At 41.5% G+C, this 25,439-nt stretch carries 16 protein-coding genes and 3 rRNA genes; 12 read left to right on the plus strand and 7 right to left on the minus strand.

What is annotated here, in order from left to right:
- Positions 1-7: 7 nt before the first annotated feature.
- The 3 genes from tdh (at position 8) to glpG (ending at position 2,298) form a co-directional block, all read left to right on the plus strand.
- Positions 8-1,033: an L-threonine 3-dehydrogenase gene (tdh, locus tag AC0L4E_RS18780; protein ID WP_473681018.1), complete on the plus strand. Its 1,026-nt coding sequence runs from the start codon at positions 8-10 to the stop codon at positions 1,031-1,033.
- A 120-nt stretch (positions 1,034-1,153) separates the two neighbouring features.
- The gene (gene glpE / locus AC0L4E_RS18785) at positions 1,154-1,462 is read left to right on the plus strand and encodes a thiosulfate sulfurtransferase GlpE (RefSeq protein ID WP_473681020.1); all 309 of its coding nucleotides are present in this window, start codon (positions 1,154-1,156) and stop codon (positions 1,460-1,462) included.
- Positions 1,459-2,298: a rhomboid family intramembrane serine protease GlpG gene (gene glpG, locus AC0L4E_RS18790; RefSeq protein ID WP_473681022.1), complete on the plus strand. Its 840-nt coding sequence runs from the start codon at positions 1,459-1,461 to the stop codon at positions 2,296-2,298. Before glpE ends, glpG begins: the two co-directional genes overlap by 4 nt.
- Positions 2,299-2,553: 255 nt before the next feature.
- Here the strand turns inward: glpG and elbB are convergent, their stop codons facing one another.
- Positions 2,554-3,207 carry an isoprenoid biosynthesis glyoxalase ElbB gene (gene elbB, locus AC0L4E_RS18795; protein ID WP_473681024.1) on the minus strand — a complete coding sequence of 218 codons (654 nt, stop codon included), beginning with the start codon at positions 3,205-3,207 and terminating at the stop codon, positions 2,554-2,556.
- 384 nt (positions 3,208-3,591) lie between these two features.
- Between elbB and polA the strand changes: the two genes are divergently transcribed.
- Positions 3,592-6,354 (plus strand): DNA polymerase I, encoded by a 2,763-nt coding sequence (polA, locus tag AC0L4E_RS18800; RefSeq protein WP_473681026.1) that lies wholly within the window; start codon positions 3,592-3,594, stop codon positions 6,352-6,354.
- 620 nt (positions 6,355-6,974) lie between these two features.
- On the opposite strand, the gene yihA is transcribed toward polA, so the two are convergent.
- Complete coding sequence (gene yihA, locus AC0L4E_RS18805) at positions 6,975-7,637, minus strand: ribosome biogenesis GTP-binding protein YihA/YsxC (RefSeq protein ID WP_473681028.1); 663 nt, start codon at positions 7,635-7,637, stop codon at positions 6,975-6,977.
- A gap of 167 nt (positions 7,638-7,804) precedes the next feature.
- On the opposite strand from yihA, the gene AC0L4E_RS18810 reads away from it, so the two are divergent.
- The 5 genes from AC0L4E_RS18810 to hemN all read left to right on the plus strand — a co-directional run bounded on the left by AC0L4E_RS18810 (position 7,805) and on the right by hemN (position 12,691).
- Entirely contained in the window at positions 7,805-8,425 is a 621-nt protein-coding gene (locus AC0L4E_RS18810) for a c-type cytochrome (protein ID WP_473681030.1), read from the plus strand.
- Positions 8,426-9,235: 810 nt separating this feature from the next.
- Positions 9,236-9,898: a methyltransferase domain-containing protein gene (locus AC0L4E_RS18815; RefSeq protein ID WP_473681032.1), complete on the plus strand. Its 663-nt coding sequence runs from the start codon at positions 9,236-9,238 to the stop codon at positions 9,896-9,898.
- Between the two features lie 56 nt (positions 9,899-9,954).
- Entirely contained in the window at positions 9,955-10,512 is a 558-nt protein-coding gene (gene yihI, locus AC0L4E_RS18820) for a Der GTPase-activating protein YihI (protein ID WP_473681034.1), read from the plus strand.
- 85 nt (positions 10,513-10,597) lie between these two features.
- Entirely contained in the window at positions 10,598-11,059 is a 462-nt protein-coding gene (locus tag AC0L4E_RS18825; RefSeq protein ID WP_473681035.1) for a DUF2489 domain-containing protein, read from the plus strand.
- 255 nt (positions 11,060-11,314) lie between these two features.
- The gene (gene hemN / locus AC0L4E_RS18830) at positions 11,315-12,691 is read left to right on the plus strand and encodes an oxygen-independent coproporphyrinogen III oxidase (protein ID WP_473681037.1); all 1,377 of its coding nucleotides are present in this window, start codon (positions 11,315-11,317) and stop codon (positions 12,689-12,691) included.
- A gap of 100 nt (positions 12,692-12,791) precedes the next feature.
- Here hemN and add read toward each other — a convergent pair whose 3' ends face one another.
- Positions 12,792-13,787: an adenosine deaminase gene (gene add, locus AC0L4E_RS18835; RefSeq protein ID WP_473681039.1), complete on the minus strand. Its 996-nt coding sequence runs from the start codon at positions 13,785-13,787 to the stop codon at positions 12,792-12,794.
- Positions 13,788-14,010: 223 nt separating this feature from the next.
- On the opposite strand from add, the gene AC0L4E_RS18840 reads away from it, so the two are divergent.
- A complete protein-coding gene (locus tag AC0L4E_RS18840; protein ID WP_473681041.1) occupies positions 14,011-15,846 on the plus strand; it encodes a DUF885 domain-containing protein in 1,836 nt (611 codons plus the stop codon).
- Between the two features lie 165 nt (positions 15,847-16,011).
- A complete protein-coding gene (locus tag AC0L4E_RS18845) occupies positions 16,012-16,956 on the plus strand; it encodes an alpha/beta fold hydrolase (RefSeq protein ID WP_473681043.1) in 945 nt (314 codons plus the stop codon).
- 27 nt (positions 16,957-16,983) lie between these two features.
- Here AC0L4E_RS18845 and AC0L4E_RS18850 read toward each other — a convergent pair whose 3' ends face one another.
- On the minus strand, positions 16,984-19,485 hold the full coding sequence (locus AC0L4E_RS18850; RefSeq protein ID WP_473681045.1) for a sensor domain-containing protein: 2,502 nt from the start codon (positions 19,483-19,485) through the stop codon (positions 16,984-16,986).
- A 408-nt stretch (positions 19,486-19,893) separates the two neighbouring features.
- Between AC0L4E_RS18850 and AC0L4E_RS18855 the strand changes: the two genes are divergently transcribed.
- A complete protein-coding gene (locus AC0L4E_RS18855; RefSeq protein ID WP_473681047.1) occupies positions 19,894-20,016 on the plus strand; it encodes a hypothetical protein in 123 nt (40 codons plus the stop codon).
- On the opposite strand, the gene rrf is transcribed toward AC0L4E_RS18855, so the two are convergent.
- From rrf to AC0L4E_RS18870, 3 genes are all read right to left on the minus strand, one after another.
- A 5S ribosomal RNA gene (rrf, locus tag AC0L4E_RS18860) occupies positions 20,005-20,120 on the minus strand. The two genes, AC0L4E_RS18855 and rrf, sit on opposite strands and share 12 nt — an antisense overlap.
- A gap of 207 nt (positions 20,121-20,327) precedes the next feature.
- Positions 20,328-23,219 (minus strand): 23S ribosomal RNA (locus tag AC0L4E_RS18865).
- 375 nt (positions 23,220-23,594) lie between these two features.
- Positions 23,595-25,138: ribosomal RNA gene (locus tag AC0L4E_RS18870) — 16S ribosomal RNA — on the minus strand.
- The 16S, 23S and 5S rRNA genes sit together here, the layout of an rRNA operon.
- Positions 25,139-25,439 lie beyond the last annotated feature (301 nt).

Below are 25,439 nucleotides of genomic sequence, written 5' to 3' on the forward strand. Positions count from 1 at the left end.
CGAAACAATGAAAGCATTAAGCAAGTTAAAGCCTGAAGAAGGCATCTGGATGGTTGATGCACCTAAGCCAGAAATGGGTCACAACGACCTATTGATTAAAATTCGTAAAACCGCCATTTGCGGTACTGATGTGCATATCTACAACTGGGATGAGTGGTCACAAAACACCATTCCTGTGCCTATGGTTGTCGGCCATGAGTATGTCGGTGAAGTTGTCGATATGGGTCAAGAGGTCCGCGGGTTTACTGTTGGCGATCGTGTTTCAGGTGAAGGCCATATTACTTGTGGCCATTGTCGTAACTGTCGTGGCGGTCGTACTCATTTATGTCGCAACACTTCAGGTGTCGGTGTTAACCGTGATGGCGCGTTTGCTGAATATCTTGTCATTCCAGCATTTAATGCCTTTAAAATTCCTGATGATATTTCCGATGACCTCGCTTCAGTATTTGACCCATTTGGTAATGCGGTGCATACCGCGCTGTCATTTGATGTAGTCGGTGAAGATGTATTGATCACCGGTGCTGGCCCTATTGGTATTATGGCTGCAGCGGTGTGTAAGCATGTTGGCGCTCGTCATGTGGTGATTACTGATGTCAACGAATACCGCCTCGATTTGGCTCGAAAAATGGGTGCAACGCGCGCTGTAAACGTGGCTAAAGAAGACTTAAAAGATGTCATGAATGAGCTTGGCATGACTGAAGGCTTTGATGTGGGTTTAGAGATGTCAGGCGTGCCTTCTGCATTTCACTCTATGCTTGATACTATGAATCACGGTGGCAAAATCGCTATGCTAGGTATTCCTGGCGGTGAAATGGCCATTGATTGGAGCAAAGTTATCTTTAAAGGCTTAATCCTTAAAGGTATTTATGGCCGTGAGATGTTTGAAACTTGGTATAAAATGGCCAGTCTTATTCAGTCAGGGTTAGACTTATCACCTATCATCACTCACCATTTCTCGGTAGATGATTTCCAACAAGGCTTTGACGCTATGCGTTCAGGCCAGTCAGGAAAGGTCATTTTAAACTGGGATTAATCCCTAGTTATAAATTACCGTAATCAATTACCAAATGAATAAAGGGGTTGTATCTAGGCAGCCCCTTATTAGATACTTTAGTTATTCACTCTTATCTCACTTCAACTACAGCGGTATAGCATGAGCACTTTCAAGCACCTTTCAATCAATGAACTTATCCACATGACAGCAGATTCTGATGATGTTCAAATTGTCGATATTCGCGACGCTGCCAGTTACGCAGCCGGTCATATTGAAGGTTCAATTCACCTCACCAATGAAAACATTGCTCACGTTATGGCAGATGCAGATATGGATAACCCGCTCGTTGTGGTTTGCTATCATGGGATAAGTAGCCAAGGGGCTGCTGGTTATTTAATTGAACAAGGTTTTGACGATGTTTATAGCCTTGATGGTGGCTTTACAGCTTGGAGTGCTGCACACGCATGATTGAAATCGGCCAACTACCTCACGCAAGAGCAGCACAAGCCTTTATCGACTACTTGAAAGGGTTAGATATTGAGTGCGTGCCTATCGTCAATGAGCATGGTGTGGCATTGGTTGTATATCAAGAAGACAAAGCCGAGCAAGCTAAATACGAATTTGAACAGTTTAAGCAAAACCCATATCAGAAAAAATATCTAGAAGCCTCATGGGACAATGGATCCACTCAAACTAAGTTAGATTATGGCTCTTCATCATTAGGACTAATACAGCAATTTATTACTGGTGCAGGCCCACTCACACTGATCACTTTTTTTATCTGTGTTGTTGTCTTTGCCGCGATGAACCTAGGCTTAGCCAACGCGGTATTTACGCAGCTGTCATTTTTTGGCGCTGTGCCTAGCAGTGACTTTAGCCAAATATGGCGAGTATTCACCCCAAGCTTAATGCACTTTTCAGCCATGCATCTTATTTTCAATTTGCTTTGGTGGTGGTATTTAGGCGGTAAAATTGAAACCAAACTTGGCACCCGGCCACTGATTTTCTTACTGATCGTTGCGGGTAGCTTACCAAGTCTAGTGCAATACATGATGACAGGTCCCAATTTCGGCGGACTATCGGGTGTAGTATACGCAGTGGTGGGTTACACATGGATAATGGGTCAACGCGCCCCAGAGTCTGGCATAGGTATTCCAAATAGCTACATGACCTTTATGCTGATCTGGTTAGTATTGGGCTTTACTGATTTACTAGGGATGCCAATCGCAAACGGCGCCCATATTGGTGGTTTACTGGTTGGATTGGCTCAAGGAGCATTTGATAGCCGCAAAGTCTCTAGCTGAAGACTTAAGTTATCTCTATAGTTAATACTACTAGAACTAAGCTAAGTAATAAGCTATCAAAATAACCAGTATTCCAAAGATTGTTCCTGAAATAAAAGCCATTGTTGCTGGTGAGTTTTGAACCGTTCGTTTCATATTGCTTCCTTGCTTATGATCCATTGAGTTAACCTAACTGCAGATAAATATTGATTAGTACTTATCTGAAGCCTGGAACTTGCAGCGCTTGAAGTTCATCCATAATTGCTACTAAGATGACTATGTCATCTTTAAAACCTGATTTACTAGCTTTTCTATGCCTGTATTGGCCTCGGCAATTGAATTAGCCAACATATATGCCGGTGTTGATACCACAAGGTTCTGCTCGTCGATAACAATATCTTCCACGGTCGCATCAACATGCTGCCCACCCATTTCGGTATAAGCTTGCGCAGTGCCGATATCATTACCGATAGTTCCTTTAATTCCATTTGAATAAAGTTCGGGCATCATTACTGGTGCAATACACATGAAACCAATTGGCTTTTTCGCTAATACAAACTCTTGAATGAAGCGTTCGACTTCTGGGTGCAGCTTGCTGCCACTTCCTGCCACTGCAAAATCACATAAATTCTTAGCCGCACCAAAACCGCCAGGTACTATCAAGGCATCAAACTGACTGATATCAAGCTCAGTTGTATTAAGCACTTCTCCACGAGCAATACGGGCCGACTCTTGCAATACATTTCGTGTTACATCAGCACTAACTTCGCCATTAAGGTGATTAACAACGTGCATTTGCTCAATATCAGGCGCAAAACATTGATAATTAACCCCAGCTTTAGATAATGCCAGTAGCGTTAATACCGATTCATGAATTTCTGCACCATCATAAACACCACACCCACTGAGAAGCACTGCAATATTTTTCATTTTTGTTCCTTGGAAAAGAGATTAATTTAACTTTTTTCAACAAATCTATTGATCTGATTAAAAAACGTGCTAACTTAGTTTCTCGAATTTATTTCACGGCTTAAAAACTGTACCAAATAATCGAGTAAATCAATAAGAATATTAAAAAAGTCCACATAATCGGATTATTTTTTAAAACTACTATTTAACTCACAAAATTATTAAAAATAAAAATTAATCAATAACTTAAGAGTTTTATTCCCAGTCGTAATTAAAACAGCCTTAGATGATATATTAATTCACTCACAGACTTATCCACAGGCTGAGAGTTAATTTCCCGTGGCCGAAAATCCTTGTATGTGGCATTCTAAGGGCATCTCAGAATACTGAAAATGAAAACAGACTATGCCAACAATCCCCAATAACCCACTCGTCCTTGTGGATGGTTCTTCTTACCTTTATCGCGCATTTTATGCACCACCGCATTTGACTAATTCAAAAGGCGAAGCAACAGGTGCTGTTTACGGTGTAGTCAACATGCTTCGCAGCTTAATGAGCCGTTACAACCCCAGTCATATTGCTGTGGTCTTTGACGCCAAAGGCAAAACATTCCGTAATGATATGTACAGCGAATATAAAGCCCAACGTCCGCCGATGCCGGATGATCTACGTTCACAAATTGCGCCACTACATGCCATTATTCATGCGTTGGGTTTACCTTTAATCTGCATTCCAGGTGTAGAGGCTGATGACGTCATTGGAACAATCGCGCTAAAGGCCAGTAAAGAGGGTCGAGCCACCTTAATTAGTACTGGTGATAAAGATATGGCTCAGCTTGTTGACGAGCATGTCACACTAATCAACACCATGACAGATACCATCATGGGACCTGCTGAGGTCACTGAAAAATTTGGTGTCGGACCTGAACTCATTATTGACCTACTTGCCATGATGGGCGACAAGGCCGACAACATTCCTGGACTACCTGGAGTGGGTGAGAAAACGGCTTTAGCGATGCTTACTGGAGTAGGCGGAGTCGATAAACTTATCGAAAATCCTAACAGTGTATTAGATGTCACTTTCCGCGGCTCTAAGACAATGCCTAAAAAGATTGAAGAAAATAAAGAAATGCTTCAGCTGTCTTATGATCTTGCTACCATCAAAACCGATGTTGAATGGGATGATGATTGGGAGCCACTTGAGATTAAACCTCAAAATCGTGACGAACTTACAAAACTATATGGTGAGATGGAGTTTAAACGTTGGTTAGCTGAAGTATTAGACAACAAATCTGGCTTTTCAACAGCGACATCGACCTCAAATACTGAGGATGTTACGCCACCAGCTCCTGCTGTTGAAGCCGAATACGAAACTATTCTCACCGAAGCGGAGCTAGCCAAGTGGGTTGCCAAACTATCAAAAGCGGAATTAATTGCTGTAGATACTGAAACCACTAGCCTTAATTATATGGAAGCTAAATTGGTGGGTATTTCTTTCGCAGTAGAAGCCGGAAAAGCTGCTTACCTACCATTAACTCATGACTATTTAGATGCGCCAGAGCAGCTATCACTTGATTACGCTTTAGAGCAATTAAGACCCATTCTTGAAAGTGATACCATCAAAAAAGTTGGCCAAAACCTTAAGTACGATATCAGTATCTTTGCAAATGCAGGTATTACCCTTAAAGGCGTGCGCTTTGACACTATGCTTGAGTCCTATGTGTTTAACTCAGTTGCTTCACGACACGACATGGACGGGTTAGCTCTTAAGTACTTAGGTCATAAAAATATCAGTTTCGAAGAGATTGCTGGTAAAGGGGCTAAGCAACTTACCTTTAATCAAATTGACTTAGCGACTGCTAGCCCTTATGCCGCTGAAGATGCCGATATCACCTTACGTTTGCATCAACACTTATGGCCAAGGTTGGAAAAAGAGCCTTCATTAACATCAGTGTTTGACGAACTAGAATTACCATTAATCCAAGTATTATCAGACATAGAACGTCAAGGTGTACTCATTGATAGTATGTTATTGAGCCAACAAAGCGATGAGCTAGCCCAAAAAATTGATGAGCTTGAAACAAAAGCCTACGACATTGCAGGTGAAAAGTTTAATTTGAGTTCTCCTAAGCAGCTACAGGCTTTATTCTTTGAAAAACTCGGATACCCGATCATCAAAAAAACGCCAAAAGGCGCGCCATCTACAGCTGAAGATGTATTAATTGAACTGGCCTTAGACTACCCATTACCAAAGCTCATTTTACAGCACAGAAGTCTGTCTAAGCTTAAAAGCACTTATACTGACAAGCTGCCTTTGATGGTCAACTCAGAAACTGGTCGTGTTCATACTAGTTATCATCAAGCTAATGCTGCAACAGGTCGCTTATCATCAAGTGAGCCTAACTTACAAAATATTCCAATTCGTACAGAAGAAGGTCGCCGGATCAGACAAGCCTTTATTGCCCCTGAAGGTCGTAAAGTTTTAGCTGCCGATTATTCTCAAATCGAATTACGCATTATGGCTCATTTATCTCAAGATAAAGGGTTATTAACGGCCTTTGCTGAGAATAAAGATATTCATAAAGCAACTGCTGCAGAAGTGTTTGGGGTGCATTTTGAAGAAGTCACCACAGAGCAAAGACGCCGAGCAAAAGCGGTTAACTTTGGATTAATTTACGGTATGTCAGCGTTTGGCTTAGCTAAGCAATTAGATATTCCACGTAAAGAAGCACAAACCTATATCGACACTTATTTTGCTCGTTATCCTGGTGTCCTTAAATACATGGAAGATACCAGAGCCTTAGCTGCTGAAGTTGGCTACGTAGAAACACTGTATGGCCGACGTTTATATCTACCTGATATCAAAGATAGAAATGCGATGCGTCGTCAAGCAGCTGAGCGCGCAGCAATTAATGCTCCTATGCAAGGTACTGCAGCCGATATCATCAAAAAAGCGATGTTCAGTATTGATCAATGGATTAAGAATGATACCCATGGCGAAATCACCATGATGATGCAGGTTCACGATGAATTAGTCTTTGAAGTCGAAGAAAGCCAAGCTGAAGCCTTACAAACAAAAGTGTGCGAATTGATGGCGCAAGCCGCGAGTTTAGATGTCATCTTATTAGCTGAAGCTGGTCTAGGGGACAACTGGGACGAAGCTCATTAACTTACCCATTTAGCTCAAGATTAAAAAAGCGAATTCCATCAATTTGCTTCACTAAACAAACAATCCCGTAGTTTTACCACTACGGGATTGTTGTTTTTAGGCTTAAAACCCATCAACAAGATGAAAAAACCAACGTCAAATGTGGCAAACTTCACATTATTGTTCATTTATATAAAAAACAGTTTTTTATTTTAAGGCTAATGGAGTATTATTCTCTGCGTAGGGTACAGAGGTTAAGATGTTCCATCTTTCAGACCTTTTTATTTCACTAGAAATAGTGACAAGCCGAATTATGGCGCTCCAGCATCTTAATATGTTGGAGCTTTTTTTTGCCTGAAATTTATTTTAGAGTAAATACTTTAAATTTGAATGAAAAACGATTACTATTCTCTTATTGAGAGTCGTCGATGAGTAGATGGCACTTGAGTCTTGTTGAATTTAGCTTCTCCCCAAAAGAGCTATTTTTTTAACCGATGACAATATGTCGTCGGTTTTTTTTGATTAAAAACCAGTTCGGGCATAAACCTCTCGGCAAGAGGCCATAAAAAAAACCGCTAAGTTCATCTAGATAAACTTAGCGGCTTAAATACAGGTAACGTACTAGCTAACAAGCAATGAATTTACTCAGGATCTTGTTCAGCTTCTTGCTCTGCTTCTGTTAGCCAACTTGGGTTACACCATTCATTAAGAATGCCTAATACTTTCGGCTTTCCAGTTCCCTTCGTTGAAGAAAATGGTTCTACTTTTACCCAATCACCGAATTCAGCTAACTCTTTTCGCACAGCATTAACGGTTTTCATTTTCACATTTTGCGCAAGCTTATCTGATTTAGTTAGTAAAGCTAACACTGGGATTTCGCTCAAAACTGCCCATTCGATCATTTGCATGTCTAAATCTTTTAACGGGTGACGAATATCCATCAGTACAACAACACCACTTAAACAAGCGCGCTCTTGCAGATATTCACCTAAGGCTTTTTGCCATTTATTTTTAAGTGCTAACGGCACTTTAGCAAAACCATAGCCTGGTAAATCCACTAAACGACGGTTTTCATCTAATTCAAACACATTGATTAACTGGGTACGACCCGGGGTTTTACTGGTTCTCGCTAAGCCTTTTTGCTCGGTCAAAGCATTCAGTGCACTTGACTTACCTGCATTAGAGCGGCCAGCAAACGCAATTTCTACTCCGGTATCACCAGGTAAATACTCATCAAGGTGTGCAATATCTGGTGCACTAATTAAAAACTTGGTTTTTCGAAAATCTATACGCGTTTCTGACACGATTTGCTCCAATAAATTTGGGGTAATACCTTAATTATGTAAGATTTGCTTACTTTTCCACATTTTCGTGTAAAATATTAGCCTGATCACAGTTTGTAGATTTTACCACGCTTGCGGGTCATCCTAGTAAGCTCAGGACAATAAATTAAATAAGAAGTTGGAACGCCATGAAAAAGTTAGCTCTTGCGCTGTCTGTATTTGCCGCTATATCAACGCCTGCAATCGCTGAAGGTGATGTGGAAGCGGGTAAAACTAAATCAGTTATGTGTTCTGCCTGTCACGGTGTTGACGGTAACAGCATTGCTCCTATTTGGCCTAAATTGGCCGGACAGCACGCATCTTATCTAGAAAAACAATTACATGATTTCCAAGCGGCGGCTAAAAGCGGCGGCAAAGAAGGTCGTAGTGATCCTACCATGATTGGTATGTCAGCGACTTTATCAGAACAAGATATTAAAGATATTTCTGCATATTATGCTAGTCAGACATTAAATGTAGCAGATGTAGCCAATGTGCCAACCGAAGGTGAAGCCCTTTATAAAGGCGGTGACATGGCTCGTGGTATTACATCATGTATGGCATGTCACGGACCAGATGGTAAAGGTGGCGAGCTTGCTGGCTTCCCTGCTATTGGTGGTCAACATGCTGATTATATCAAAATCCAGCTCAACATGTTCCGTGATACAAAACGTAACAATGACTTGAATGGCATGATGCAAGATGTATCTAAAAAGTTATCTGACAGTGATATTGAAGCGTTATCTCAATATATTTCAAGTCTTAAGTAATTTTTTCTTCATATTTAAATGAAGCTAAAAGGGTGATTATTCACCCTTTTTTACAACCGGAAGTTGACGTTTACGTAAACTTTATAACATTCATGCTTGACAGAGATCACGGATTTAGGGTTAAATAGCCCCGTACCGAGATGAACCCAGCTGTAAGAACAAAAATATTAATTCCAACTTACAGATTTCGGATACGTTTACATTTAAGATATAAGAATAAAATTAATAAATAACAATAATATAAATAAGACCACTCACTAATAATAATAAGAGTCGTGATTTCAGCTTGAAATCCAGGTCATATAGAATTTGTAAGGAACAGACCAATTGGTCGACTCGCTTAAATAGCACTCCCTTACGCAACAGAGATAAAACCCCATAAGGAATCTACTTTAAGGATTAAAGTAGCGGCATAGGAAGCTAATTGCTTAGGATGCACTTGCGGAGGCTTGTTATCACTGGAAGGTACTTTTAAACATGGATTGTTTACTAATGTCATTGAAGACAACTAGGATATTGATGAGTCATTGAAGACCATCTACGGAAGCTGTGGTCAGGACGGCAACAGGATTTAAAAAAAGGTCATAGATGACCAATAACAATAAAAAATGCATGGAAAGCTCTAAAAATAAGATGGATATTGACCGGGATAGTCACATAGCAAGTATGGATACTTGGAATAAAAATTTGGTGTGATAAACACTATTTTGTAAGGTGGCAGTTTACTGCCACCTTTTTTTATTTCTTCTTTTCAAGAAATCTGTTATTGATTGATAATCTTCATCTTTGTTTGGATCACATCTGACTTCAATGATTAAATGCCCGTTGTGCAGTCAAACTGCTGAGTTTTTTATTCAAGATAAAAAAAGAGCTTTCTACAGCTGTCCTCAATGCCAACTGGTATTCGCTAACCCTCAATCACATATGATGCCAGCCGCGCAACTACAGCGATATGGTCGTGCAAATAAAGCCTCCAAACAAAAACAACTAGTCCAATTCATTCAACCTTTGCTGAGCCAAATCAGCTCTCATCAAAATGGTCCCCTAACAGGCCTTAACTTTGGCAGGGTATTGGATAAGAGCAGTTTAGAAAAGATTGAATCGGCTGGACATCGGCTGTTTCAATACGACCCCTTTATCAAAACAGATCAACAAGTGTTCAATCAGCAATATGACTTTGTTTGTTGTTATCGCGTTTTAGAGCATTTTCAACAACCTTTCAAAGAATGGTCATTAATATCAAATTTATTAAAAGATGATGGTTGGTTAGCAATAAGTACCTCATTGCTGACTGACTTAACTCATTTTTCTAAGTGGCACTTTAAGAACAACCCAACCCATGTCAGCTTTTATCAACAACAAACTTTTGAGTATTTAGCACAAAACAGCGATTTTAAGCTATTATTTGCAGCAAAAGAGCTCGTATTGATGCAAAAAACATCAAAGTCTGATATAAAGCGCATCCTTATTTAGTGCAAGGTGGATGATTATCTATCTAGCCAACTTTTTACAACCACATGAGATCACTGATGGCTCGTAGTAAAAAATCGCGCAAGGGCGGCGAAAACGGCCCTACACAAGCACCAAGAGTCAAAAAGGCTGATCGTAAAGTCACTGGCAGCAGAAAAAAAGATAACGGTCATAAGTCTGGCAGTCGTCACAACGAAGCCTTGATTGAGCAACAATCACCGCATGTTACGACCAGTAAAAGTAATGACCCTCGTCATGGCAGCAAAAAGCCTGTGCCATTAATAATAAAGTCAGCCGAAGCGACTGCAGCACCAGTAGCTAAAGTTAAACAGCCTAAGCTAACTGATGAGCAAAAATTACTGAAACTAGAAGACGATCCTAGATTCAATAATTTATTGGACCTTTTAGAAGAAGGTAAAGACCTCTCAGCTGATGATCAGAAATGGTTGAATGGTCAGCTTGCTAAAATGGAAGCATTAATGGAAAAACTTGGCATTTCTGATGCTGAAGAGCTTCCTGCACAAAATGTTAATACCGGCAAGAAGCCAGCTTCTGATGATGATTTATACGAACGCTTTGAAACTGGTGCTGATGTATTAAAAGACTACCAGTCTTAAATCATTAATAGGTGGCATGCCAATTTGGTGTGCCATTTTTCTATGTTTTATGCTCTATATTTAAACCTCTGATTAAGGATAATTTGTGTCTAGCCTTGTTATTGCTCTCGCCGTCATCGTTATAGTACTTTTAGCTTGTTACGCAGGTTATCTCTTATTAAAGGTTAACAAACAGCAACAGCGAGCCTCTGAAGCTAATCAACAACGCTTAAATGAAGCTAAAGCTAAGAAACAGCAGATACTAGATGATATTAAATATATTGCTGCTGCGATGTTAGAGGAGCGATGTGAGCCTTCAGAAGGTGTTATGCGTATCGCTAAATTATTTGAAGCATTATCAATGTCTGAACAAATGGCTGTTGAGTTCCCAAGCATTTTTGAGCATTACGACTGTATCAAAGCGCATCCGATTAAAGATGAACGTAAAGCATTAGCCAAACAGCAGCGAATGAAGCTAGATTTAGCGCGGATGAAGTCTGAAGCTAAACTGGAACAAGGCTTACAGGATGACGCAAAAAAAATCACAGAATTTCATTTCATTCATTAGAGCTTATTAACTGCTAACACACCCATTTGATAACAAGTCTCATTATTATCAATACGTTAATATGAGACTGGTTTCTGCCTCAAGTGATTAGTTGAGGCTGTGAGCCATTGCACAATTTCACAAAACTTCACAGATTTCAGACTAAATACCGCCTTTCTAGCAACATCAAATTCAAAATTTACAACGTAGTTCAAGGTTTTTTGTCTAAGATGACTGCATACTTCGTCTATTGCTAATTTACTCGGAGAACGTGCCTTGAAGCAGCCCACACAAATAAGTTGGGATCAGTCGATGATCGAAAAATATAACTACAGTGGTCCACGCTATACGTCGTACCCAACGGCGCTAGAGTTTGACGACAGTTTCACTGAGCAAAATCTACTCTCAGCAATTGAAACCAGTAAAAGTGACAAGCTGTCTTTATATATTCACATTCCTTTCTGCGCCAAGCTTTGTTATTACTGTGGATGTAATAAAGTCATTACTCGTCATGCACATAAAGCAGATCAGTACATCGAATACCTTGCGAGCGAAATCGTAAAACGTGCTCCTTTATTCAAAAATTACACTGTTACCCAAATGCATTGGGGTGGTGGTACACCGACCTTCTTAAACCCTGAACAGATTTTAACTCTGTCTAAGTTAATCAAAAGTCATTTTAACTTTGCAGACGAAGGCGAGTTCTCTATTGAAGTAGACCCGCGTGAAATCGAGCTAACCATGCTTGATACCTTAAAAGAAGCAGGTTTTAACCGTATCTCTATCGGTGTTCAAGACTTCAACAAAAAAGTACAAGTTGCCGTAAACCGTGAGCAAGATGAACAATTCATCTTTGACTTAATGGCGAAAGCAAAAGATATGGGCTTTGTATCGACTAATGCCGATTTGATTTACGGCTTACCGCATCAAACTCCTGAAACATTTGCTGAAACGATTAAACGTGTGATTGAGTTATCGCCTGATCGTTTATCTATCTTTAACTACGCTCATTTACCATCGCGCTTTGCCGCTCAGCGTAAAATTAAAGATGAAGATATGGCTTCTCCGCAACAAAAGCTTGATATGTTGCACCAAACCATTGAATCTCTTACTGGTGCTGGTTATCAATTCATCGGTATGGATCACTTTGCTAAGCCTGATGATGAATTATCTAAATTACAAAATGCCGGTAAGCTTCATCGTAATTTCCAAGGTTACACCACTCAAGAAGAGTGTGACTTGCTTGGTTTAGGAGTCTCATCAATCAGTCAAATTGGCGATTGTTACGCTCAAAACCAAAAAGACATTCGTCCATACTATGAGTCTATCGACGAAACTGGTCATGCATTATGGAAAGGTTGTAGCTTAAATCGTGATGATGAAATTCGTCGCGTAGTGATTAAGCAAATGATTTGTCATTTCGACTTAGATCTCACTAAGATTGAGCAACAATTTGATATTAACTTTGAAGAATACTTTGCAGAAGATTTAAAACTGCTACAAACCTTCATCGATGACAAATTGGTTGATATTACTGACCGTAAGTTAACGATTAGCCCTACGGGCCGTTTGTTAATCCGTAATATCTGTATGTGCTTTGACGTTTATTACCGTCAAAAAGCACGTCAGCAACAGTTCTCTCGTGTGATTTAACTGTCTGAGCTAATCATTTCTATATGATTAGTTTCATCCAATAAAAAAACCGCTGATATTCAGCGGTTTTTTTATTTTTATAAACAACTTAACCTGTCATTTATAACTTTGATGCGTATAAAGCCTTGCGCTCACTATCTGATAAGAATGCCATTTCTACGCCATTACGTTGTACTTGGCTAATTTGGTCATCTGATAATTTAAGCTCAGACTTAGCGATGCGATACTCATGCTGAATATCAATGTTACTCACACCTGGGTCATCGGTATTTAAACCAATTAATACGCCAGCATCTAGAAACTGATTAAATGGATGTGAGGCGTAATCAGCAACTGTAGAGGTATGTAAGTTACTAGTTGGGCATGACTCAATTCCAATAGCGTGCTTTGCCAAATATTCCATCATCTTAGGGTCATGAATCGCATTCACACCGTGACCAATACGTGTTGCACCTAACTCTTGAATCGCCTGCCACATACTCTCAGAACCTGCTGCTTCACCTGCATGAGCAGTAATATGTAAACCAGCATCACGAACACGTTTAAAATGCTCATTAAATAAGTCACCAGGGAAACCTAATTCATCACCAGCTAAATCCATACCCACTAACGCGTCACGATGAGCTAATAAACCTTCAAGCTCCAAGCGGCATTTTTCTTGGCCAAATGAGCGAGACATAATCCCAATAAGGTTAATTTTAACCGCGTGCTCTTTCATACCAGCTTTAACGCCATCAATTACGGCTTCAACAACACCTTCAATAGGTAAATTATGGTTCATTGCCATGTAATAAGGGCTAAAGCGTAATTCGGCATAATCTAAACCTGAAATAGCAGCATCTGCTACGTTTTCATATGCAACACGTTTAACGGCATCTAAGTCAGCCAATACAGCAACCATCCAATCAAGCTTTTTTAAAAAAGCTACTAAGCTGTTTTCTTTACCTTGGATTTGAACAAAAGGTGCCAGTGCATCTAACGAGTCTGCTGGTAGCTTAATTCCATGCTGATGTCCGAGTTCCCAGATGGTTTTGACTCTAACATTGCCATCTAAATGACGGTGTAAATCAACTAATGGAATGGATGTATTGATCATTATTTACCCCTATTAATTTTTTGAGCTAAATGTGTTTTTTATATAATGAACACCTAGCAGGTCGAAGTTTAACATGCATCCACAAAAAGGTGACGTTTTTATCGCCTGAATAGCATAATCGGTAACAAATATTTCCACTGATACAGCTAGCGTACGTTAGGTTGAATTGGTATGTTGTAACTACTAAATAATTTGTAATTTATTGGCGATAAAGGAATTCATCATGCGTAAGCTCATCTTGCCTGCGATAATTATGCTGGCTGTGACTGGCTGTAAAATGACAACGGGTTCAAAAGCTCAATATTATCTCGGTGATACTCAAAAAGCTGAGACAAATACCAGCACACCAAAGCAAACCCAAAGTGCAGCTGTTGAAGATATGAGCCTAAAAGCAATTATAGATAGCGCATGGCAAATTAAATTAGATTACTCACCTCAGATGGCTTATTCATTGGGTGACGAAACTAAAGCCGCATTGCTATCTGATTTATCGCCAGAAACCCTAGCGGAAAAAAACTTACGCCAAAAAACTTTATTATCCTCTTTAAAGCAACTAGACAAGGATAAGCTATCTAAAACAGATAAAATAAACGCTCAAATCCTGCAATATCAGCTACAAAACGATGTTGATATGTACACTTATAAAGATCACTACCTGCCAATAACAGCAGAAAGTGGTTTTCACGCTTATATTGCTTCGATAGCCAATGGCAGACTTCATAGTGAAGCAGACTACCAAAACTATTTAGCAAAACTGAATGCATTACCCAAGTATTTTGCTCAGCAAACCTTTTGGCTACAACAAGGCTCAAACAGCGGCATCACTCCAGCAAAAGTGACTTTAAATGGCTTCGAAGACAGCATTAGTGCTTATATTGTTGATGTAGAAGATAGCGGCTATTACAAACCTTTTACTGATTTCCCGGAACATTTTACCGATGCACAAAAAGCAGAGTTAGCAGCCGAAGGGGAAACAGTCGTCAAAGAGAAAGTATTGCCACTGTATCAGCAGTTTTTTGATTATATGACACAGGAATATATTCCTAATGCACGCACATCTATTGCAGCTAAAGATATGCCTAATGGCAATGCTTTTTATCAAAATAGAGTCGAGTACTACACCACTCTGAATATGACAGCAGATGAGGTTCATCAACTTGGTTTACAAGAAGTTGCCCGTATTCGAGCCGAGATGGAGCAAGTTATTGCTGATGTGGAATTTAAAGGTACGTTTGCTGAGTTCTTGCACTTTTTAAGAACCGATCCGCAATTTTATCCAAAAACAGCTGAAGAGTTATTAAAAGAAGCCGCCTATATCGCCAAAAAAGCTGATGCGATTTTGCCACAATACTTTGCCACACTGCCTCGCACTCCTTATGGAATTAAACCCGTTCCTGCTGAAATTGCCCCTAAATACACCACTGGTCGTTACTCAGGATCCAATCGTGATGACGAAGCGGGTTACTACTGGGTTAACACCTATGCATTAGATAAACGCCCACTTTACGAGATGGAAGCACTGACTCTACACGAAGCTGTCCCTGGGCATCACTTACAAATATCGCTTAATAAAGAATTAACTGATTTACCTAACTTCAGACGTTATAGCTATATTTCAGCTTTCGGCGAAGGCTGGGGATTATATTCAGAGTATTTAGGACTTGAAGCAGGCTTTTATCAAGATCCCTATAGTAACTTTGGTCGGTTAACTTATGAAATGTGGCGAGCAGCACGACTGGTTGTCGATACAGGAATGCACACTAAAGGTTGGAGTCGAGATAAAGCCATCGAATTTATGGCGAGTAACACCGCTTTATCAATGCATAACGTCACGACCGAAATCGATCGTTATATCTCATGGCCAGGGCAGGCTCTTTCATACAAAATAGGTGAACTGACTATAAAAAGATTGCGTAATAAAGCTGAATCAGAGCTAGGTGAAGATTTTGATATTCGGTTATTCCATGATGCTTTATTGCAAAATGGCTCTGTGACTATGGAAATTCTCGAACAAAAAGTCGATGAATTTATTGAAGAGCAAAAAGCCGCCCAGTCTTAAATATCTTTATCAATAATGTTGGCTGAAAGTATTTTCAGTCAACATTCCTCAACTAAACCATCCCATCTAACCCTTTATCTAAAACTGGTCACATTAGTTTGCTACACTGCTCCAGTCTTCAATATACAATCTCAATTAATACGTCATAAACTAGAGGTATCCATAGTGCTTTTTTCGTCAGAACAACAACTAAATAATGATGAGCAACAACAATTCTGGCAATCAGTTACCCAATCTACACTGGAAAAAAATGACGTTTCCCTAGCTTTTGCTTACATTCAACATTCTGATAGCTCAAAAGCTATTGTCATCAGTAGTGGTCGAGTTGAAAGCTATCTTAAATATAAAGAGTTGATGTTTGACCTTTATCAGCATGGTTATAGCATTTATATTTTGGACCATCGTGGCCAAGGTTTGTCATCAAGAATGGCCACAAATCGCCATCAAGGGCATATTGATAAGTTTCAAACCTACATCGATGACTTAAATGACTTTATTGAACAAATAGTCATACCCAACAAGCATGACAACTTATACCTTGTTGGGCATTCAATGGGCGGAACCATTGGCACCTTATATATGGAGCAATATCCAGCAACCTTTAATGCCGCGGTATTCTCAGCACCAATGTATGGTATCAAACTGCCATTTAATAAGGCCTTTATCCGTTCATTAGCAGGTTTACTTGATACATGTAGTGATAAACAACCTCATAAACAGCCCAACTATGTCTTAGGTGGAGCGGATTATGAGCCCGTTGCATTTGAAAAAAACCATCTCACTAACAGCCCTAATCGATATCAACAAATCCTAGATGTCTTTCAGAAAAATCCAAACATCCAGTTAGGCTCACCAACAAACCGTTGGTTACTAGAAGCAATGGATGCCGCAGATAGAGCAACAAAAGCTGCAGCGTTAAGTATTAAACCAATAATGGTTTTACAGGCTCTTGATGATGAAATTGTAGATAATGCAGCACAAAATAGAGCTGAGAATAAGCATTGTCAGATCCGCCGAATAGCTAACTGCCAACATGAAGTATTTATTGAAGCCGATGATGCCCGTAATCAAGCTTTACGAACCTTAATCACCTTCCTAGAACAGTATTAATACAGAAACACTCCTAATGGCTAGTCTTTAATTAAAAGGCACTTTCCAAACCACACTTAAAGTCAATTCAGACTCTAGCAAGTGCTTGATATCTTGCTGAGTCAATGGACGACTAATAACATACCCTTGGAATAAATTACTTTTTAATTGAGTTAAGGTCGTGAGTTGTTGACGATCTTCAATTTGTTTTACCACCACAGGGTATTTAAGCTGATTAGTTAGATTAATCAACGATGTAAATATATTTCGAGACTCTTCAGAGATTGTAATATCTTTAATATAGTTAGCTGCAAATTTTACCTGAGAAAAGTGGATGCCATGCAGTCGATGCAATGGACATAGGCCGGAACCAAAGTCATCTAAGGCAATACGAACCCCCGCACGCTGTAAGCTCAATATTTTATCTTTTGCTGTAGCCGCATTAATCGAAAATATATCTTCAGATAACTCAAACTGAATAAATTCAGGGCTAATATTATGCTGTTGAATTCTGGCTTGAATAACTTGTACAAACATATCCTGATGGAAGTGTCTTGAAGATATGTTAATTGAAAAGCACGGACAGGTAATTTCTGTTCTTTGTAAACTCTCGATGAATGAGCAAACTTCGTCTAACATCCATAGTTCTAATTCAAAAATAGAGTTTGATAATTCTGCAACCGGAATAAATTGCTTAGGGCTGATAAAACCAAACTCAGGGTGATACCAACGCATTAATACTTCAACGCTTTCCGTATTCCCTTCAATATCAACAACCGGTTGATACACTAACGACATTTGTTTCTGTTTAATCGCTTTCTTCAATTCTTGTTGTAGCTTTTGAGGCTCATGGTGACTCCCATCAAGCTGTAAGCTATGCAACACACAAGCATTAGTTTGGCTTTCTATGGCTTTACCAAGCGCTTTATCTGCACGAGACAATAACTGGCTGGGCTCTAAAGACTCCTTACCATCAAACACAACCATGCCCACTTTAGTGAATACAGATACTGTTTGTCCTGATAAAGTAAAACTTCTTCCCACAACCTGACGCACTTCGCTGGCAAGTGATAAAGCTCGTTTATTGGCATGCTCTAGACTCGTGCCTAAATTCTTGGCTGCAATGACAAATTCATCATCACCTAAACGGCTCAGTAGACAACTAGCAGAAAATGCACCGGCAAGTCTTGCTGATATTTGCATCAATAATCGATCACCTAACTGTTCACCAACAGCTTCATTGACCAATTTAATATTACTGAGATTGATCAGTAGCATAGTGCAATGTTGATTCGATTTTCGAGCATATGCTTGCAAATCAAATAGCTCATTTGCCAAAGCCTCTCTATCAATAATATCTGACACCCCAACATGGCTTTGCCTTTCGACAGTGATTTTCTGATTCTTAAGTTCTAGAGTGACATCTGTAATAGAGCCAATCATTCGAATGGGCTTTCCTTGCTCATCCCACTGTATGATTTGCCCTCTATCTAACACCCAAATAAATTCATTAGATTTGTTCTGTAACTGGTGAACACTTTCATAATGGGAGGTGTTTCCAGCTAAACAGTCTTCTATTGCCCTCAGCACGGTATTCTTTTCATCTGGGTGTAAGCGCGTCTCCCAAGATTCATAGCAATTAGTTATTTCGTCAGGTCTGTAACCTAATATTTCTTTCCAGTTATCAGACATAAACACTTCATTAGTATCAGTGTTCCAGTCCCAAATTCCATTACTATTACCGCTTATAGAATATAACCATCGTTGCTCTGAGTTAGTTACATTTTTATTATTTTCTATAAGGTGTTTCTCAACCTTAAGGAGTGACTCACCAAGGCAATATACCTCTTCTACTAAACAATTAATTCTGGTTTTATCAGGCTTAAACTGAAGCACATTATTAGCTCTTTTAGTAAGTTGCTTGATTGGTCTTACAAGTAGCCAATATAGAGCCCAACAAAAGAAAATAACTAGTATGCCGCCAACCCCCCAGATATAGATAAACCTTTTTTGAAGCTGATCAGAAGCGTCTGCAATCAATGAAGAAATATCATATTCAAGATAAATAACATCAACAGCACTGGAATAACTGTATTTTGCTGCGGTATTAACGGGGTAATAAGCTTGGATGGAAAGGCGATCATAATTGATATTAAAGAATGCTGTTTCAGCTGCTACCACCTCTTGATGTCGCGCATCGGAGTATCCTTCAATGACATTTTTGGCATCACTCTCACGCCATATAACGTGATTAGCAAACTTTATTCGGCTAGATGCATCCAATATGACATATACCATCATATTACTGTCTGTTGAAATTAAAGAGACTTCTTGCTCGATTCTAGAAATATCTTGAATTGCTAAAGCAGATTCAACTACATGGATCATTCTAAATAAATCTTTTTGAATTTGAGCAGACTCATTTTCGGCTAATTCTGAACGTAGTTCTTCTTTTTCATAATAAAACTCACCGCTGACTAATAATAAGTACAGTGAACATAGAAAAAAGGGCACTAAAAAAGATAGTGAAAAAGAAGGTCGCTTTGGCAAAATAACACCACTAATTGTTAATAAGAATGTACCGCTTACGTAACATACTAAAGACAACAACAATCAACAACCATAAAAGTCTTTTCAGGCAAAACATAGCGAGTTTGTAGTTCATTTGTCTGATAAATATAGACTATTCATCAATGTACATCGTTGATGATTTAAAAATATTCAAGCGCCGAGGGATTTCGCGTTCTACTCACTTAAAGAGTAGTGAGAAGCTAGTTAATATTAATAGCCTGCCTCAAAATTAGAATCCCATATGATCCGTATTCATCAAACAGAACTGACAAATCACAAATTTTAGACACAAAAAAGCCCGTTACGTGAGTAACAAGCTTTATGCTCTCGATTAAGAGAAGTTAGGCACTTGGTTATGACTGACTTTTATAATCCTTGTAAGGATACATGGGCATATTAACCACACTATCAGCTGGTGATGTGTCTAAACCTGCAGTTTACTTTTTTTCAGGCAAAGAAAAACCCCGCTACATCGTAGCGGGGTTCGTCGTATTAGGCGCTTGGCAATGACCTACTTTCACATGGGGAGACCCCACACTATCATCGGCGCTATTGCGTTTCACTACTGAGTTCGGGATGGGATCAGGTGGTACCACAATGCTATTGTCACCAAGCAAATTTGGCTGTTAACTGCTGTCGCAATTAACTAAATTCGGAAAGCTGGTTTGTTTCTTTGAGTTCACACTTCATTAAGCGCTTTAAATTCTTCACTAAGTCTTTTGTAATAAATCTAGTTACCATCAACTCAGATACACCTACATGGATGTAGGCAGTGCCAAGAAATGATTGGACTCATTTCTGGTAAAACTTATCTGGGTTGTATGGTTAAGCCTCACGAGTCATTAGTACAGGTTAGCTCAACGCCTCACAACGCTTACACACCCTGCCTATCAACGTCCTAGTCTCGAACGGCTCTTTAGAGGAATTAAATTCCTAGGGATGACTCATCTTAGGACTCGCTTCCCGCTTAGATGCTTTCAGCGGTTATCGATTCCGAACGTAGCTACCGGGCAATGCTATTGGCATAACAACCCGAACACCAGCGGTTCGTCCACTCCGGTCCTCTCGTACTAGGAGCAGCTTCCTTCAATCATCCAACGCCCACGGCAGATAGGGACCGAACTGTCTCACGACGTTCTGAACCCAGCTCGCGTACCACTTTAAATGGCGAACAGCCATACCCTTGGGACCGACTTCAGCCCCAGGATGTGATGAGCCGACATCGAGGTGCCAAACACCGCCGTCGATATGAACTCTTGGGCGGTATCAGCCTGTTATCCCCGGAGTACCTTTTATCCGTTGAGCGATGGCCCTTCCATACAGAACCACCGGATCACTATGACCTACTTTCGTACCTGCTCGACGTGTATGTCTCGCAGTTAAGCTGGCTTATGCCATTGCACTAACCGTACGATGTCCGACCGTACTTAGCCAACCTTCGTGCTCCTCCGTTACTCTTTGGGAGGAGACCGCCCCAGTCAAACTACCCACCAGGCACTGTCCCGAACCCCGATAAGGGGCCGCGGTTAGAACATCAAAACTACAAGGGTGGTATTTCAAGATTGACTCCACTCCATCTAGCGACGAAGCTTCAAAGTCTCCCACCTATCCTACACATGTAGGTTCAATGTTCAGTGCCAAGCTATAGTAAAGGTTCACGGGGTCTTTCCGTCTAGCCGCGGGTATACGGCATCTTCACCGCAATTTCAACTTCACTGAGTCTCGGCTGGAGACAGCGTGGCCATCATTACGCCATTCGTGCAGGTCGGAACTTACCCGACAAGGAATTTCGCTACCTTAGGACCGTTATAGTTACGGCCGCCGTTTACTTGGGCTTCGATCATGAGCTTCTCCGAAGATAACCCAATCAATTAACCTTCAAGCACCGGGCAGGCGTCATACCGTATACGTCATCTTGCGATTTTGCACAGTACTGTGTTTTTGATAAACAGTTGCAGCCACCTGGTATCTGCGACTGCCAGCAGCTTAGAGAGCAAGTCTCATCACCGCCAGCAGCGTACCTTCTCCCGAAGTTACGGTACCATTTTGCCTAGTTCCTTCAGCCGAGTTCTCTCAAGCGCCTTGGTATTCTCTACCCGACCACCTGTGTCGGTTTGGGGTACGATTCCTACTAACCTGAAGCTTAGAAGATTTTCCTGGAAGCATGGCATCAACTACTTCATCCCCTTGGGGACTCGTCATCAACTCTCAGCCTAGTGTTCACCCGGATTTGCCTAAGTGAACAGCCTACAGTCTTAAACGCGGACAACCAACGCCGCGCTAGCCTAGCCTTCTCCGTCTCTCCATCGCAGTTAGCAGAAGTACGGGAATATTGACCCGTTTCCCATCGACTACGCCTTTCGGCCTCGCCTTAGGGGTCGACTCACCCTGCCCCGATTAACGTTGGACAGGAACCCTTGGTCTTTCGGCGTGGGGGTTTTTCACCCCCATTATCGTTACTCATGTCAGCATTCGCACTTCTGATACGTCCAGTGTGGGTTACCCCTTCACCTTCAACCGCTTACAGAACGCTCCTCTACCGCTTGCTCATAAGAGCAAACCCATAGCTTCGGTGTATTGCTTAGCCCCGTTAAATCTTCCGCGCAGGCCGACTCGACTAGTGAGCTATTACGCTTTCTTTAAATGATGGCTGCTTCTAAGCCAACATCCTAGCTGTCTAAGCCTTCCCACATCGTTTCCCACTTAGCAATAACTTTGGGACCTTAGCTGATGGTCTGGGTTGTTTCCCTTTTGACGACGGACGTTAGCACCCGCCGTCTGTCTCCCGAGTAGTACTCACTGGTATTCGGAGTTTGCAAAGGGTTGGTAAGTCGGGATGACCCCCTAGCCTTAACAGTGCTCTACCCCCAGTGGTATTCGCTCGAGGCGCTACCTAAATAGCTTTCGAGGAGAACCAGATATCTCCGAGTTTGATTGGCCTTTCACCCCCAGCCACAAGTCATCCGCTAATTTTTCAACATTAGTCGGTTCGGTCCTCCAGTTGATGTTACTCAACCTTCAACCTGCCCATGGCTAGATCACTCGGTTTCGGGTCTACACCTTGCAACTAAACGCGCAGTTAACACTCGGTTTCCCTACGGCTCCGCTATTCGCTTAACCTCGCTACAAAATGTAAGTCGCTGACCCATTATACAAAAGGTACGCAGTCACGGTCTCAAGAACCGCTCCCACTGCTTGTACGTACACGGTTTCAGGTTCTATTTCACTCCCCTCACAGGGGTTCTTTTCGCCTTTCCCTCACGGTACTGGTTCACTATCGGTCAGTCAGGAGTATTTAGCCTTGGAGGATGGTCCCCCCATATTCAAACAGGATGTCACGTGTCCCGCCTTACTCGATTTCATCTATGGTTAGTTTTCATGTACGGGGCTATCACCCTGTGCCGCTGTGCTTTCCAACACATTCCACTAACACCCCATAGACTTAAGGGCTAATCCCCGTTCGCTCGCCGCTACTAGGGGAATCTCGGTTGATTTCTTTTCCTCTGGGTACTTAGATGTTTCAGTTCCCCAGGTTCGCCTCATAACGCTATGTATTCACGTTATGATGACCACTTATGTGGCCGGGTTTCCCCATTCGGACATCGTTAGCTCAAATGCTTGTTACTAGCTCGCCAACGCTTTTCGCAAGTTACTACGTCCTTCATCGCCTCTGACTGCCAAGGCATCCACCGTATACGCTTAGTCACTTAACCATACAACCCAAATAAGTTTCTAAAAGAAACAAACTGTTGTTAAAGCCCATAGCCTTAACAGTCGTATCGTAACTAGCTGGTTTATTACTAATTTGCATCTCTTACGAGTACACAAATTCGCCTTAGTTTTTAGAATATTCAAGACACTTAATAAAGTGTTTTGAGAACTCAATGTATTATCGAAAAGGGATTAACTTCCCAATAATACGATTTGTAATTAATTAACATGACAGACTCATGCAATTAAATACTATCAGCTTTCCAAATTGTTAAAGAACAATGCTAACCGGCTGGCGGCGCATTTCGCTCAACTCCATAAAGGAGTAACAAGCAATCTGTGTGAACACTCAACAAACATCAAGTTAGTCGTATAGGTAAGGAGGTGATCCAGCCCCAGGTTCCCCTAGGGCTACCTTGTTACGACTTCACCCCAGTCATGAACCACACCGTGGTAAACGTCCCCCCGAAGGTTAGACTATCTACTTCTGGTGCAGCCCACTCCCATGGTGTGACGGGCGGTGTGTACAAGGCCCGGGAACGTATTCACCGTAGCATTCTGATCTACGATTACTAGCGATTCCGACTTCATGGAGTCGAGTTGCAGACTCCAATCCGGACTACGACGTACTTTGTGAGATTAGCTAGACCTTGCGGCTTTGCAACCCTCTGTATACGCCATTGTAGCACGTGTGTAGCCCTACTCGTAAGGGCCATGATGACTTGACGTCGTCCCCACCTTCCTCCGGTTTATCACCGGCAGTCTCCCTAGAGTTCCCGCCATTACGCGCTGGCAAATAAGGATAGGGGTTGCGCTCGTTGCGGGACTTAACCCAACATTTCACAACACGAGCTGACGACAGCCATGCAGCACCTGTCTCAGAGTTCCCGAAGGCACTAAGCTATCTCTAGCGAATTCTCTGGATGTCAAGAGTAGGTAAGGTTCTTCGCGTTGCATCGAATTAAACCACATGCTCCACCGCTTGTGCGGGCCCCCGTCAATTCATTTGAGTTTTAACCTTGCGGCCGTACTCCCCAGGCGGTCTACTTAATGCGTTAGCTTGGGAGCCCAGTGCTCAAGGCACCAAACTCCGAGTAGACATCGTTTACGGCGTGGACTACCAGGGTATCTAATCCTGTTTGCTCCCCACGCTTTCGTACATGAGCGTCAGTCTTTGTCCAGGGGGCCGCCTTCGCCACCGGTATTCCTTCAGATCTCTACGCATTTCACCGCTACACCTGAAATTCTACCCCCTCTACAAGACTCTAGTTCACCAGTTCCAAATGCAATTCCCAGGTTGAGCCCGGGGATTTCACATCTGGCTTAATGAACCGCCTGCGTACGCTTTACGCCCAGTAATTCCGATTAACGCTTGGACCCCTCGTATTACCGCGGCTGCTGGCACGAAGTTAGCCGGTCCTTCTTCTGTAGGTAACGTCACAGTAATGGCGTATTAAACCACTACCTTTCCTCCCTACTGAAAGTGCTTTACAACCCTAGGGCCTTCTTCACACACGCGGCATGGCTGCATCAGGGTTTCCCCCATTGTGCAATATTCCCCACTGCTGCCTCCCGTAGGAGTCTGGGCCGTGTCTCAGTCCCAGTGTGGCTGATCATCCTCTCAGAACAGCTAGGGATCGTCGCCTTGGTAAGCCATTACCTTACCAACTAGCTAATCCCACCTAGGTTCATCCAATCGCGAAAGGCCCGAAGGTCCCCTCCTTTCCCCCGTAGGGCGTATGCGGTATTAGCAGTCGTTTCCAACTGTTATCCCCCTCGACTGGGCAGATCCCTAGGCATTACTCACCCGTCCGCCGCTCGTCAGCAAAGAAAGCAAGCTTTCTTCCTGTTACCGCTCGACTTGCATGTGTTAGGCCTGCCGCCAGCGTTCAATCTGAGCCATGATCAAACTCTTCAATTAAAGTTTTTTGAGACTAAGTCTCGGCTCAATGAATTCTGATTACATTATGCAGACTCGGAAGAATCTACATCCTGTTTGTTACATATTGCTATGAACACTCATCGTTACATTGATAATAATTTTGATTGCCACCTAAGTGACAATTTCGATTAACTCAACACCTGTGAGTGTCCACACAGATTTACTTGTTTGATTGTTAAAGAGCGTTGACCGTGTTGGTCAGGGATGCGTATTCTACGCTTTCCCTCGTTGGCGTCAAGTGTTTTTTCAAACTTCTTTTTGCCGTTAATTTGAAGTGGTT

It is taken from the genome of Shewanella sp. GJ50-10 (genome assembly GCF_055808815.1).

Excerpts from the sequence above, each read along its gene's own strand:
- tdh (WP_473681018.1), top strand. The coding sequence starts at position 8 with ATGAAAGCATTAAGCAAGTTAAAGCCTGAAGAAGGCATCTGGATGGTT.
- glpE (WP_473681020.1), top strand. The coding sequence starts at position 1,154 with ATGAGCACTTTCAAGCACCTTTCAATCAATGAACTTATCCACATGACA.
- glpG (WP_473681022.1), top strand. The coding sequence starts at position 1,459 with ATGATTGAAATCGGCCAACTACCTCACGCAAGAGCAGCACAAGCCTTT.
- elbB (WP_473681024.1), bottom strand. The coding sequence starts at position 3,207 with ATGAAAAATATTGCAGTGCTTCTCAGTGGGTGTGGTGTTTATGATGGT.
- polA (WP_473681026.1), top strand. The coding sequence starts at position 3,592 with ATGCCAACAATCCCCAATAACCCACTCGTCCTTGTGGATGGTTCTTCT.
- AC0L4E_RS18810 (WP_473681030.1), top strand. The coding sequence starts at position 7,805 with ATGAAAAAGTTAGCTCTTGCGCTGTCTGTATTTGCCGCTATATCAACG.
- AC0L4E_RS18815 (WP_473681032.1), top strand. The coding sequence starts at position 9,236 with ATGATTAAATGCCCGTTGTGCAGTCAAACTGCTGAGTTTTTTATTCAA.
- yihI (WP_473681034.1), top strand. The coding sequence starts at position 9,955 with ATGGCTCGTAGTAAAAAATCGCGCAAGGGCGGCGAAAACGGCCCTACA.
- add (WP_473681039.1), bottom strand. The coding sequence starts at position 13,787 with ATGATCAATACATCCATTCCATTAGTTGATTTACACCGTCATTTAGAT.
- AC0L4E_RS18840 (WP_473681041.1), top strand. The coding sequence starts at position 14,011 with ATGCGTAAGCTCATCTTGCCTGCGATAATTATGCTGGCTGTGACTGGC.
- AC0L4E_RS18855 (WP_473681047.1), top strand. The coding sequence starts at position 19,894 with ATGGGCATATTAACCACACTATCAGCTGGTGATGTGTCTAAACCTGCA.